This is a genomic window from Cryobacterium sp. N19, assembly GCF_002929595.1.
In the GTDB taxonomy this organism is placed as follows: domain Bacteria; phylum Actinomycetota; class Actinomycetes; order Actinomycetales; family Microbacteriaceae; genus Cryobacterium; species Cryobacterium flavum.
Genome location: NZ_PJJR01000054.1, coordinates 263,440 through 276,614, shown reverse-complemented (window position 1 = coordinate 276,614; position 13,175 = coordinate 263,440). Strand labels below are relative to the sequence as shown.

Below are 13,175 nucleotides of genomic sequence, written 5' to 3'. Positions count from 1 at the left end.
CTAGTCGCTCAGCCGCCGCACCACGGCGTCGGCCAGCAGCCGTCCGCGCAGGGTCAGTTCGATGGTCCCGGCGAGGGCCGCTTTCGCGTTGATGAGTTCGTCGGCGATAAGGCTGGCCACCTCGATCCGGCCCGCAGCAGACAGCGACGCCACCGGAATTCCGGTGCGGATGCGGCTCTGCAGCAGGATGCGTTCGAGCTCGCGGGTGGGCGCGTCGAGCGTCTCGCGGCCGGCGGCCGGGGACAGGCCGCCGAGCATCCGTTCGGAATAGGCGGCCGGATGCTTCACGTTCCACCAGCGCACCCCGCCGACGTGGCTGTGTGCGCCGGGGCCGACGCCCCACCAGTCCTGGCCGGTCCAGTAGGCGAGGTTGTGGCGGGAGCGGTGCGCGTCGCTCGTGGCCCAGTTGCTGACCTCGTACCAGTCGTACCCGGCGGCGGCGAGAAGCTCGTCGGCCAGTTCGTAGAAGTCGGCCTGCTGGTCGTCGTCGGTCGGCGCGATCTCGCCGCTGCGAATCTGCCGAGCCAGCTTGGTGCCGTCTTCGACGATGAGCGAATACGCGCTCAGGTGGTCTGGGTGCAGGCTGAGCGCCTGCTCGAGGCTGGCGCGCCAGTCGGCCAGCGACTCCCCCGGCGTGCCGTAGATGAGGTCAAGGCTCACATCGAGCCCGGCGGCCCGGGCCCACTCGACCACGAGCGGAACCCTCTCAGGATCGTGGGTGCGCTCGAGTGTCGCGAGCACGTGCGGCACAGCCGACTGCATGCCGAAGGACACCCTGGTGAATCCGGCATCGGCGAGGGCACCGAGGTAGGCGGCGTCGACCGAGTCGGGGTTGGCCTCGGTGGTGACTTCGGCCCCGGCGGCCAGGCCCCACTGGTCGCGCACTGCACTGAGCATCTTCGCGAGGTCGGTCACCGGCAGCAGCGTTGGCGTACCTCCGCCGAAGAACACGGTGGCGACGGAGCGTTTGGGAACGCCCGATGCGGTCAGGATGCGCCCGGCCGCTTCGACCTCGAGCACGGCCTGGCTGGCGTAGTCGCTCTGCTTGACGCCGCGCAGTTCGGTCGCGGTGTAGGTGTTGAAGTCGCAGTAGCCGCAGCGCACTCGGCAGAACGGCACGTGCAGGTACACGCCGAAATCGCGCACGAAGGCGTCAACGGCCGCCGACGCTGGAAGGAGGCCATCGTCGGGTGCGGGATCGCCGACGGGGTGGGGTCCGGCCATGGGTGGTGCTCCAGTACGTTCTATTTGATGGCGCCAACGGGGTGCAACGCCCGCAGGTAGAGCCGGGTGAATTTGGCCTGCTGAAAGCGCAGCACCGGCCAGGCCAGCCGGTAATACCAGGTGCTGGCCCGCGAGAACGAGCGAATGGTCAGCCAGACCGAGTCGTCTTCCCGGTGCTCGACGATGAAGGATTCCTCGCCGCTTTCCGGGTGACCGGCCATGGTGCCGTAGGCGAACCCGATGCGGGCCGCCTCGTCGATCACGTAGACGACGCGGACCGGCGCGGTGACGCGGAACAGCCACACCTTCATTTTCAGCGTCGCCGTCATGCCGTTGGCGATGTACGGGGTGCCGTCATCGGCAAAGGTCGCTTCGTTGACCGGATGCTGCTGGCCGACCGCCGGGGCGCCGTCGGGCCCAAAGGTCACCGGCGTGTACTGCACGCCGGTGCCGTTTTCGAGGTCGGTCACCTCCATGCCGCTGCCCCGCTGGATTCCCCAGGTCATCAGCAACTTGGTGGCGGCCTCGAACCGATCCTGGGAGCTGCCGAGCTTCACGCTCTGCTCCATCGGGCGGTAGCCTCTCGGCGGATAGCTCATCAGGTCGGGCGCGAGCGTGCCGCCGATGGCAGCGTAGCTGACGGCGGCGTCGGTGAAGGTGGTTCTGCGCATCCGCTCTACTTCTTGTCTTTGGTCTCGATATCGCCGCTCAGAGCGGCGATGAAGGCTTCCTGGGGAACTTCAACCCGGCCGACCATTTTCATGCGCTTCTTGCCCTCTTTCTGCTTCTCGAGCAGCTTGCGCTTGCGCGAGATGTCACCGCCGTAGCACTTGGCGAGCACGTCCTTGCGCATCGCCGAGATGCTTTCACGGGCGATGATGTGGGCACCGATCGCGGCCTGGATGGGCACCTCGAACTGCTGGCGCGGAATAAGCTTGCGCAGGCGCCCGGTCATGAGCGCTCCGTAGGCGTAGGCCTTGTCGCGGTGCACGATGGCACTGAAGGCGTCGACCTGCTCGCCCTGCAGCAGAATATCGACCTTCACCAGGTCGGCTTCCTGCTCGCCGGAGGGCTCATAGTCGAGCGAGGCGTAGCCGGCGGTGCGGCCCTTGAGCATGTCGAAGAAGTCGAACACGATCTCACCGAGCGGCATCGAATAGCGAATCTCGACCCGGTCTTCGCCGAGGTATTCCATGCCGAGCAGGGTGCCGCGGCGACTCTGACACAGTTCCATGATGACGCCGACGTAGTCTTTCGGCGCGAGAATGGCCGCCTTCACCATGGGTTCGAGCACCTTGGCGATCTTGCCGGTGGGGTATTCGCTCGGGTTGGTCACCGTGATGGTGCGCTTGTCGTCGGTGGTGACCTCGTAGGGCACGCTCGGCGCGGTCGTGATGAGGTCGATGTTGAATTCGCGTTCGAGACGCTCGGTGATGATTTCCAGGTGCAGCAGTCCGAGAAACCCGCAGCGAAAACCGAAACCGAGCGCAACGGATGTCTCCGGCTCGTACCCGAGACTGGCGTCAGACAGCTTGAGCTTGTCGAGGGCCTCGCGCAACGCCGGGTAGTCACTGCCGTCGATCGGGTACAGGCCGGAGAACACCATGGGCTGAGGTTCGTCGTAGCCGGGCAGGGCGTCGGTGGCGGGGCGCACGGCGGTCGTGATGGTGTCGCCGACCTTGGACTGGCGCACGTCTTTCACGCCGGTGATCAGGTAGCCGACCTCGCCGACGCGCAGGCCCTTGCTCTCCACCGGTTCCGGCGAGATGACGCCGATCTCGAGGATCTCGTGGGTCGCCTTGGTCGACATCATCTGAATTTTTTCGTGGGCCTTCAGGTGCCCGTCAATCATGCGCACGTAGGTGACGACGCCGCGGTAGCTGTCGTAGACCGAGTCGAAGATCATGGCGCGGGCGGCGGCATCCGGGTTGCCTTTCGGCGCCGGAATCATGGTGGTGGCGAGGTCGAGCAGTTCCTCGACGCCGGCGCCGGTCTTACCGGAGACGCGCAACACGTCTTCCGGGCGCCCGCCGATGAGGCTCGCGAGTTCGCGGGCGTACTTCTCGGGGTCGGCGGCCGGCAGATCGATCTTGTTGAGCACGGGAATGATCGTGAGGTCGTTCTCGAGGGCGAGGTAAAGGTTGGCGAGGGTTTGGGCTTCGATGCCCTGGGCCGCGTCAACCAGCAGAATGGCGCCCTCGCAGGCGGCGAGACTGCGGGAGACCTCGTAGGTGAAGTCGACGTGACCGGGGGTGTCGATCATGTTCAGCGCGTAGGTAACGCCGTCCAGCTCCCACGGCATGCGCACGGCCTGGCTCTTGATGGTGATGCCGCGTTCACGTTCGATATCCATGCGGTCCAGGTACTGGGCCCGCATGGAACGCTCGTCGACGACGCCGGTGATCTGCAGCATGCGGTCGGCGAGCGTCGACTTGCCATGGTCGATGTGGGCGATGATGCAGAAGTTGCGGATGAACTCGGGGGCCGTGGCGGCCGGTTCCAGCGCGTGAAGGGCTCTCGGTGACATAGTTCGTCCATTGTCCCATGCTCGGAGCGGTTGTACCGTCTCTGCGCTCGGTCACCGATCGGAGATCTACCGGAACGACTGACACCGGCCCGTTCGTCCACCCGGCCGTCACCGACCGCAAGCTGATGCTCGCCGGGGCGCGGGCCACCTGCTCGGCCCGCGCCCCGGCCTCCGTTCTGCTGGTCAGGCCTGGGCCGTTTCGCTGCCCGGGGTCTGCCATTGTCCATCCCGGAAGATGACCGCCGACGGGCGAATCTCGACGGCGCCGTAGAGGGCCGCCGGACACTGCCGCGCCCAGCCGATGGCGGCGTCGAGGTCGGGCATCGAGTGACTTCGCGTAGGCGTCAAAGGCCTTGCGACCCCATTCCATGGCCGCTTCGTCAACCTGGGCGTCGCCGGCTTCCTGGCTCAGGACGAGCAATGAACACTGCAGGGTGGTTTCCCTTCTGATCATTTGATAGTGACACCGACATGACGATCGAGACAGGCCGGAATCGACACTCCTGCTCAAGAAAAATTAGGCGCGGTTGGCTCGCTCGACGACCTGGCCGAAGCCGTCGCTGTAGCGGTAGACCGGGGTGCCGGCGATGAGCACGAGTTCGGCGCGCGAACCGAGGTCGAGCGGGTCGCCCGACCAGATCACGACGTCGGCGTCGAGGCCGACGCTGAGGGAGCCGACCCGGCTGTCGAGCCCGAGGATGACGGCCGGGTTGACGGTGAGAGCCTCGAGCGCGGTCTGCACCGGCAGTCCCTCCTTCACAGCGAGGGACGCCTGGTGCACGAGAAAGTTCACCGGAACGACGGGGTGGTCGGTCGTGATGGCGACGAGCACGCCGGCGGCGGCGAGCACGGCGAGGTTGCCGATCGCCCTGTCGCGGAGTTCCACCTTGGTACGCGCGGTGAGCATGGGTCCGAAGATGACCGGAATCTTCTTCTCGGCCAGCACGTCGGCGATCTTGTGGCCCTCGGTGCCGTGATTGATCACGAGGCGGTAGCCGAATTCTTCGGCCAAACGGATGGCCGTGACAATGTCGTCGTGGCGGTGCACGTGCTGGTCCCAGGCCAGTTCGCCGGAGAGCACCCGGGCGAGGGCCTCCTTGCCGAGGTCGCGGGTGAAGGTGTCGCCCTTCTCGGCGGCGGCATCGCGCGCCGTCACATAGTTCTGGGCGTCGACGAAGGCCTGCCGAATGATCAGGCTCACGCCGAGGCGGGTGCTCGGGGTCTGCTTCTTGTCGCCGTAGACCCGCTTCGGGTTCTCGCCGAGGGCGCTCTTGATGCTCACCGAGTCGCTGATCACCTGCTCGTCAATGGTGCGACCGCCCCAGCTCTTGATCGCGACCGACTGGCCGCCGATCGGGTTGCCGGAGCCAGGCTTGACGACGACCGTGGTGACTCCGCCGGAGAGTGCGTCACGAAAACCTTCGTCGTCAATGTTGATGGCGTCGATGGCGCGAACCGCGGCCATATTCGGGCCGGTCATCTCGTTGGTGTCATCGCCGGCCCATCCATTTGCCTCTTCGTGGATACCAACGTGCCCATGCGCTTCGATGAAGCCGGGAAGCACCCATTTGCCGGTCGCGTCGATGATTCGCGCTGCGGGCGGAACGGTCAGGTCGGCGCCGATCGCGGTGATCTTGCCGTTCTCAATCAGCACTGTGCCGTTCGGGATGGGGTCGCCGACAACCGGTACGACGTAAGCGTTGATGATGGCGGTCAGGGTGGACGCGGGAGCAATAGTCATGGTTCTACCCTAAACATGGTGCTTGGAAGCCCGGCGGCCCGATCGAGGATCGCCAGGCGTCCTGCGTCCCGGCGGTGCCCAGCCGACTGTCGCCGCGGCTGACTAGGCTCACGCCATGGAGATTCCCGCGGCCCGTGTGCCGGTTCTGCTCGTGCACGGCATTCGCGCGTCGGCCACGATGTGGCGTTTTCAGGAGCAGAAGCTGCGGGCAGCCGGGTATCCCGTGCTGGCGATCGATTTGCCCGGTCACGGGCAGCGCATGAATGAGCCCTTCACAGTGTCGGCCGCGCTCGCCGCCATCGACGCCGGGGTGGAGGCGCTCGGTGGCCGGGTACTGCTCGTAGGGCTGTCGCTCGGCGGTTATTACGCCGTGGCTTACGCTGCCCGTCACCCCGACCGCGTGGCCGGACTCGTCGCCGCCGGTTGCAGCGCCGTTCCGAAAGGCCCGCTGCTTCAGGGGTATCGACTGCTGGCCCGTTCAATTCATCGCCTGCCCGATCGAGGGCTGTGGCTGCACGAAACCATGGCGCGCCGGCTTCTGCCCGCGGCGGGCGCGCGCGATGTACTCGCCGGCGGAGCGGCGCTCGACGTAATGGATGCCGGGCTGCGCGCGACCTCGACACTGACTCCTCTGACGAGCCTGGCGGCGTATCCGGGCCCGATCTGGCTGGTCAACGGTGCCCTCGATCATTTTCGGCTGAACGAACGGCGCTTTCTCGCGGCCTGCCGAAACGGGGAGGTCGTTGTGGTGCCGGGGGCGACGCACCTGTCGAGCCTGGCCCAGCCGGAGCGGTTCACGGCGATCCTGCTGCGGGTCGCCGAGCAAGTGTGGCGGGCGGACTGAGGCTGCGGCATCCGCTCGCAGTGGTGGACGTGGGGCGGGCCGACCTGCGACTATCGAGTGATGGACATCCGCTATCCCCGACCACTCGTTGCCGGCGACCTGATCGGAGTTACGGCGCCGTCGAGCGGTGTCCCCGAACGGCTTCGGGCGCGGCTGGACTTCGCGATTCAGGGGTTGAAGGACCAGGGATTCCAGGTTGATGTCGGTGAGTGTCTGGACGGCGCGACCCATATCAGCGCGCCGGTGGAGCAGCGCGCCGCCGAGTTCATGCGGATGCTCCTCGACCCACGAGTGCGCGCTATCGTGCCGCCCTGGGGCGGCGAGACGGCGATCGATCTCATCGCGCACCTGGATTTCGATGCCATCGCCGCCGCTGATCCAACCTGGATCGTCGGCTATTCGGACATCTCCACGCTGCTCACGCCGATCACGCTCCTCACCGGAATGGCCACCATTCACGGCAGCAACCTCATGGATACGCCCTATGCGACACCGGCGTCCCTGGTGCACTGGCTCGAGATCGCACGACAGCCCGTTGGCGCGTCCTTTCACCAGTCGTCGCCGAATGTACACCGCCTGAACGACCGGGATGATTGGTCTGCCGACCCTGACGTCACCGAGCAGGCCTGGAACGGCCGCGGCCGGTGGGCGCGCCTCGACGCTGGCACCGGCCCCGTCGATGTAACCGGGCGATTGATCGGCGGCTGCATCGAAACGATGGCCAACCTCGCCGGAACGCGCTACGCCGACATGTCCCGCTTGCGCGGAGAAACGGATATCGCCACCCTCGTCTACATCGAGGCCGCCGGTGACGAGGCGACCGCCATCTGCCGATACCTGCACGGGATGCGACTGGCCGGCTTCTTCGACGGAGCGGCCGCCGTGCTCGTGGGCCGGACCGGAGCGAAGGACTCCCCCACGCTGACGCAGTTGGAGGCCGTGCTGGACGCCCTGGGTACGCTCGGTCTTCCCATCATCGGAAACGTCGAATGCGGGCACGTCCCGCCGCAATTGCCCATCGTCAACGGAGCACTTGGCCGGCTAGTCTTCACGGAGACTGAGCAGTTTCTGCAGCAGTCCCTGCGGTAGCGCGGCATCGGCATGGGTGCGCCCGATACGGGCAGTCGCTACGGTAAGCCGGCGTAGCGCGCACCCATATCGGGGGCGGTCATCCGCTCACGAGGTATTCGCGCGCGGAGGCGCAGTCGGTTTGGGGGTCGGGACGATTGCTGGTAGCGTTAGCGGTTGGCTTGCGTGTTGGGTCCCACCCCGCACGATTTTCGCCGTTCGAGCGCCCTCTACCGCTTTCGCGGCTGTCCATACAAAATCTAACGAAAGCGTAAAAACGTGGCAAATATCAAGTCGCAGATCAAGCGAATTGGCACCAACAAGAAGGCCCAGGAGCGCAACAAGGCCGTTAAGAGCGAGTTCAAGTCCGCGATTCGCGCGACTCGCACCGCGATTGCCGCTGGCGACAAGGATAAGGCCGTCGTCGGTCTCGCCTTTGCTTCCAAGAAGCTCGACAAGGCCGTCAGCAAGGGTGTCATCCACCAGAACCAGGCTGCGAACAAGAAGTCGGCCATCGCGAAGGCCGTTTCCGCACTCGTCTGATCCGTTCTGGCTCCACCCGCACGTCGGTAACCGCGTCGGCTCGCACAGAGCGGATGCCGCCCCTCGTCGCACAGAAAACCCCCGCCATCATGGCGGGGGTTTTCTGCACTCAGCCGAGCCCGGCCGGTTCAACCCGCACCCGAACGAACCCGACCGGTGACCGCTGTGCGCTCGTGCGACACACCCCGAATGATCCTGCTGGCGGCGAGCGGGATGGTGCGAGCGACCCCACTAGACTGACGCGGTGAAGAGCACCCCACCGGCCAGTTTGATCCCCGATAGCAGCGGCCCCCATCGACGCGCACACGCTCGGTTTCTGGCCGCGCTGCTTTGCGCCGCCGCCCTCGCCGTTGCCGTGTGGCTGGCACTCAACACGGGCGAAGATGTTTCCGGCGCTACTCGCACCCAGCTGTTCCTCGCACTGGCCTCGATCGCGCTTCTACTTATTGGAATCACGTTCTACCTTGCGGCATCGATTGCCACTGCCCGCTCGATCAGCTCGGATTTGGAAGTCGACCGGGCAGCGCGAACGATTCGACGCATTCGCTCGCTGTCGGGGTTCGGTGCCGTGTTCGCTATCGCTGCCGTGATGGCGATTGCCGGACTCGGGGCGCTGCGCATTCTGGCACCCCCGGCCGAACGACCAGTCTCGGTGCAGTTCTCCGAGGTCACCGGCCGGGTGCAGCTGGAGTACTGCCCGAGCCTGCCGTCCTCGTTCGAGGCCCTGGCCAAACCGACCGATCTGGCCAGTTCGTCAACCCTGCTGCCGGTGTGGGTTGCCAGCCGGGTCTGTGGCAACCCGAGCTTTCAGCACGGAGTCTGGCTCTACCTGAACCGCTCCACCATCACGGTCGCGGACGCCGACGACCGCTGAGGGAAAAGAACCGGATTACTCCTCGCCGCGACGGGCGATGACGCCGATCAGGCGTTCGAGGGCGAAGACCGGGTCGCGCCCGGCACCCTTCACCGCGGCATCCGTTTCGGCCAGCATGAGGATGCAGCGCGCCAGACCCTCATCGCTCCAGCCGCGCAGGTCTTTTTGCGCGCGTTCCACCTGCCACGGAGCGAGGCCGAACTGAGCGCCGAGCTGCGCCGACCCGCCCCTGGCGCCGAATACCTTGGCCATGGTGCGGATCTTCATGGCGAACGCCGCGACGATCGGTACCGGATCCGCCCCGGAACTCAGCGCGTGCCGCAGGGTGACCAGCGCCTCACCGTTGCGACCGGCAATGGCCCAGTCGGCGACCTTGAAGGCGTTCGTTTCTACCCGACCGCCGTAGTACCGGTCGACCGTGGTCTCGGTGACCTCGCTGGTCGCATCCGAAATGAGCTGCTGGCAGGCGGCCGAGAGTTCGGCCAAGTCGTCGGAGAAGGCCGCGACGAGCTGACGCAGGGCGCTGGCCGTGACGCGCTTGCCCGCCGCCTTGAACTCGTTGGTCGCGAATTCGTACTTCTCGGTGTCTTTCTTCAGCTCGGTGCAGACGATTTCGATGGCACCGCCGAGTCCGCTGCGAATGGTATCGAGCAGCTTCTTGCCGCGCACTCCCCCACCGTGCCGCAGCACGACATAGGTGTCGTCGGCCGGGTTCTCGAGGTAGTCGAGCGCTTCAGCCATAAAAGTGTCGCTGCACTTCTCGACGTTGCTGACCCGAATCAGGCGGGGCTCACCGAACAGCGACGGGCTCGCCAGGGTGAGCAGCTCACCGGGCGCATAGCTGTCGGCCTGCACATCGCTGATTTCCAGGCTGGGGTCTTCCAGCTTGAGAAAGTCGCGCAGCTGGCGGATGGATCGCTCGGCGAGGAACGTTTCGGTGCCGGAGACGAGCACGATCGGTGCCGGACGCACCTGATGCCAGCCCAACTGGGGAATGACGGTGCCCTTATTGGGGCGGGCCGGGGCAGCCTTTCCGGACCGGGAACCGGTCGTGGCGGGTCGTGCGGCCAAAGCGATCTCCTTGGGTTTCGTGCGGCTGTCGACCAAGCCTATCCCGCACCACCGACGCTCTCGGCAGCCGGCGTGGGGTTCGCCGGCGGACCATGGTCGGCGACCTTCTCGGTCCAGAGCACGAGCGTGCCGCCCGGCCCCGGAGCGACCACCGCTATCCCCTCCCGATCGGTGCGCACCGACAGCGTGCCCACCGAAGCGAGAATATTCAGCAGTTTCTCGGTCGGATGCCCATAGGTGTTCTTCACCCCCACCGAGATCAGCCCCACCCGCGCCCGCAGCTCCGCATACAGTTCGGGGCTTTGATCGGCCGAGCCGTGATGCGCGACCTTCACCACATCGACCCGGCCGGGCGATGATGCGCGACGCAGGCCATCCTGCGCCTCCTGCCCGAGATCGCCGAGAAAGATAGAACGGATGCCCCGCCCGTCGAACATGATCGTGACACTTCCCGGGTTGCCCACCTGCATCGTCGTCGCTCCCCGAATAGGCCAGAGAATGTTCCAGGTGAGGCTGCCCAGGTTACCGGAATCGCCGCGCGCGGCCTGCCGAACGGCGGCACCGCCCGCGGCGAGCCGCTCGTGCAGGCTTACGTCCTGGGCATTCTCCGGCACGCCGACCAGCGCGGTGTCCACCCGTCCGATCACGGCGTCGACTCCGCCGATGTGATCGAGGTCGTAGTGAGTGAGCACGAGTAGGTTGATGCGACTGATGCCGAGGGTGCCGAGGCAGGCGGAAAGTAGTTTAGGGTCCGGCCCGACGTCGACGAGTCCGTACTGATCGCCGTCCCGCACGACGACGGCGTCACCCTGGCCGATGTCGCAGGCGGCGATCTGCCAGTCGGGCGGGAAGGAGACGACACGGCCGATGCCGGTTCCGATGAGCGACCCGGCGTAACCGCCCAGGCCGATGAGTAGCACGACCAGTACCGCGGCCGGCCAGCGGGCCGGAGTGGCGGCCCGGCCACGCAGCACGACCACGAGGGTGAGCACCGTGACGACCGCGAGCAACAGCACGCCGGGTGCACCGCCGGGCCAGGGCAGCCGGGTGCCGGGCAGCATCGACACCGTCTGGGCGACCGCGGCGATCCAGGCCGACGGCAGCCAGGCCACGGCGAGCAGGCCCGCGGCAACGCCCGGCAGGAGCGGCAACATCAGGCAGGCGATCAGCCCGACCACCGTCGCAATCGGCGCGGCCGGACCGGCGAGAATGTTCGCAGGAACTCCGTACAGCGGCAGGCTCGGGTTCAGCAGAATCAGCACGGGCTGGCAGGCCAGTTGGGCGGCCAGGGGAATCGCGATGATCGCGGCGAGTGCAGACGGCATCCACTGGGCCAGAACGCGTGCGAGGGGACCGGCGAGGAGTAACAGCCCGGCCGTTGCGAGTACCGAGAGTGCGAAACCGTAGTTGCGGGCCAGCCACGGATCGCTCACCAACAGGGCGATGACAACGACGAGCAAGGTCGGCAGGCCGCGCCCTGGGCGACCGGCACCGATCGAGACCAGGGTGAGAGTGGCCATGACCGCCGAGCGCAGCACGCTCGGCTCCGGTGTGACCAGGATGGTGAAACCGAGCAGGGTCAGCAGCGACAATGCGATGCGCCAGGAACGACGCAGCCGGAGGTAGCCACCGAGCAGCATGATGGAGGCGATGACGATGGCACAATTAGCTCCGGATACCGCGGTGAGGTGGCTGAGTGAGCTGGTTTTCATCGCGGTATCCAGGCCGGGGCTGACCGCGCTCGTGTCACCGATAGCCAGGCCGGGCAGCAGGTTTCCCCCGTCGCCGGCGAGGCTCGTCGCCGCTGTCTTGAACCGGGCCCGCAACTCGTTGGCCCACTGCAACCACCACGGCGGCGGGGCGACACCGCGCGCCGTTTCGTTCACAAACAGCAGGGCGACCGTGGCATCGCCCGGTTCGGTCGTGCGCAGCGTGCCGCGCACCACGAGGCTCGAACCGATCTCTGGTTCAGCCCCGCTCCGGGACGCTTCGGCAAAGACCACGACCGGGCTCGAGACGGGCGTGGTCTCGCCCCGGCTCTCAAGCTGCGTGAGCGTGGCCTTAAAGCGTACCCGCCCCGAAGTTCCGCTGCCGATGAACGCCTTGGCCGCCACCGGAACTGACCACACGGTGATGGTGGCCGTGATCGTCGCGTGCGATTCGGCAGCGCCCCGCACCTCGGATGGCAGTCGCACCGGTGCCCAGACACCGACGGCGGTGGCCACGAGCGCGGCGCCGGTACAGCAGAGCACCAGGGTGCCACCGAGGGTCTGCCACCGCCCGGCCCGCGGCGCCCCCGGCCATTGGCCGCGCCGCGGCATCCGACTGAGGACGAGTAGGGCGGTGCAGCCGCCGGCGAGCAGCCAGAGCGTCACAGCAACGACCCCGACCGCCTCGGGAGTTCCAATCAGGAGGCCGGCCGTCAGCCATACGGCGAGGGCCGGAACCGCCAGCCGCAGGTCGAGGCTCATACCGTGATGAGGTCTTTGAGAGCCTCGAAGGTTTTGTCACCAATCCCGGTGACGTCGCGGAGCCCATCGACGCTGGCGAACCGGCCGTTCTTGGTGCGGTAGTCGATGATGCGCTGCGCCATAGTAGGGCCGATGCGGGGCAGGGAATCCAAGTCGGCCACCGTGGCCGTGTTGAGGTTCACCTTGGCCGCTGGGGCACCACCCCCGCCGCCTCCTCCGGTCCCGCCTGCCGCCGGGAGCGCCGGTGGCACCTCGCCCTGCCGGGGAACGTAGAACTGTTCGCCATCACCGACGATGCGGGCCAGGTTCACTCCGGCCGGATCGGCCTCGGCGGTCAAACCGCCGGCAGCGGCAATCGCATCCATCACCCGGGCACCATCGTGCAGCTGGAACAGTCCGGGCTGGGCCACTGCTCCGAGGACGTGCACGAAAATGATGGCGCCGCCCCCGCCAGCGCCCGCGCCGGTATCGGTAGGTGCCGGACTCGCACCCGCGTCGAACGGCGCAAAGGTTGAGGTCGAACCCGACGGAATCGATACCGATCCCGTACCGACCGTGCGCTGACCGGCCTGCTGGCCGATGGCCGACACGATGACGGCCACGACGAGGGCGAGCAGCAGCAACACAACGGCCGCACCGACGCCGACCCGAAGGCGGGGGCGCCCGCGGGCAGCGGGGGCGAGGCGCTCCAGGTCGAAGGGGGAACGGTCGGGCTGCATGATGGCAGGCTAGGCCGCGCGCAGAATCCACTTGCCGCCGGTCACCCGATCTGTGCACAGCCCGGCCAAGGGCAGCCCTGTGGAGAAGGCCCT

Annotated in this window: 12 protein-coding genes; 4 read left to right on the top strand and 8 right to left on the bottom strand. The window is 66.9% G+C overall.

What is annotated here, in order from left to right; genetic code table 11:
- The 5 genes from hemW to CXY78_RS19405 all read right to left on the bottom strand — a co-directional run bounded on the left by hemW (position 1) and on the right by CXY78_RS19405 (position 5,492).
- Entirely contained in the window at positions 1–1,224 is a 1,224-nt protein-coding gene (gene hemW / locus CXY78_RS19420; RefSeq protein WP_104090756.1) for a radical SAM family heme chaperone HemW, read from the bottom strand.
- A gap of 20 nt (positions 1,225–1,244) precedes the next feature.
- Positions 1,245–1,895: a DUF1990 family protein gene (locus tag CXY78_RS19415; RefSeq protein WP_092339802.1), complete on the bottom strand. Its 651-nt coding sequence runs from the start codon at positions 1,893–1,895 to the stop codon at positions 1,245–1,247.
- Between the two features lie 5 nt (positions 1,896–1,900).
- Positions 1,901–3,751, bottom strand: coding sequence for a translation elongation factor 4 (lepA, locus tag CXY78_RS19410; protein WP_092339801.1), 1,851 nt, complete (start codon positions 3,749–3,751; stop codon positions 1,901–1,903).
- 183 nt (positions 3,752–3,934) lie between these two features.
- Entirely contained in the window at positions 3,935–4,099 is a 165-nt protein-coding gene (locus CXY78_RS21295; RefSeq protein WP_199182643.1) for a hypothetical protein, read from the bottom strand.
- A 169-nt stretch (positions 4,100–4,268) separates the two neighbouring features.
- Positions 4,269–5,492, bottom strand: coding sequence for an amidohydrolase (locus CXY78_RS19405; RefSeq protein ID WP_104090755.1), 1,224 nt, complete (start codon positions 5,490–5,492; stop codon positions 4,269–4,271).
- Between the two features lie 115 nt (positions 5,493–5,607).
- Between CXY78_RS19405 and CXY78_RS19400 the strand changes: the two genes are divergently transcribed.
- From CXY78_RS19400 to CXY78_RS19385, 4 genes are all read left to right on the top strand, one after another.
- Positions 5,608–6,336, top strand: a complete 729-nt coding sequence (locus CXY78_RS19400) for an alpha/beta fold hydrolase (RefSeq protein ID WP_104090753.1) — start codon at positions 5,608–5,610, stop codon at positions 6,334–6,336.
- A gap of 60 nt (positions 6,337–6,396) precedes the next feature.
- Positions 6,397–7,425 carry a S66 peptidase family protein gene (locus CXY78_RS19395; protein WP_104090752.1) on the top strand — a complete coding sequence of 343 codons (1,029 nt, stop codon included), beginning with the start codon at positions 6,397–6,399 and terminating at the stop codon, positions 7,423–7,425.
- Between the two features lie 258 nt (positions 7,426–7,683).
- Positions 7,684–7,947: a 30S ribosomal protein S20 gene (gene rpsT / locus CXY78_RS19390; protein ID WP_092339797.1), complete on the top strand. Its 264-nt coding sequence runs from the start codon at positions 7,684–7,686 to the stop codon at positions 7,945–7,947.
- A 244-nt stretch (positions 7,948–8,191) separates the two neighbouring features.
- Positions 8,192–8,821 (top strand): hypothetical protein, encoded by a 630-nt coding sequence (locus CXY78_RS19385; protein WP_104090751.1) that lies wholly within the window; start codon positions 8,192–8,194, stop codon positions 8,819–8,821.
- A gap of 15 nt (positions 8,822–8,836) precedes the next feature.
- On the opposite strand, the gene holA is transcribed toward CXY78_RS19385, so the two are convergent.
- Genes holA through CXY78_RS19370 form a run of 3 tightly spaced genes read right to left on the bottom strand, consistent with a single transcriptional unit; the run spans position 8,837 to position 13,082 of the window.
- On the bottom strand, positions 8,837–9,892 hold the full coding sequence (holA, locus tag CXY78_RS19380) for a DNA polymerase III subunit delta (RefSeq protein WP_134505348.1): 1,056 nt from the start codon (positions 9,890–9,892) through the stop codon (positions 8,837–8,839).
- Positions 9,893–9,930: 38 nt separating this feature from the next.
- On the bottom strand, positions 9,931–12,363 hold the full coding sequence (locus tag CXY78_RS19375) for a ComEC/Rec2 family competence protein (RefSeq protein ID WP_092339795.1): 2,433 nt from the start codon (positions 12,361–12,363) through the stop codon (positions 9,931–9,933).
- The gene (locus tag CXY78_RS19370; RefSeq protein ID WP_092339794.1) at positions 12,360–13,082 is read right to left on the bottom strand and encodes a helix-hairpin-helix domain-containing protein; all 723 of its coding nucleotides are present in this window, start codon (positions 13,080–13,082) and stop codon (positions 12,360–12,362) included. Before CXY78_RS19370 ends, CXY78_RS19375 begins: the two co-directional genes overlap by 4 nt.
- Positions 13,083–13,175: the final 93 nt, after the last annotated feature.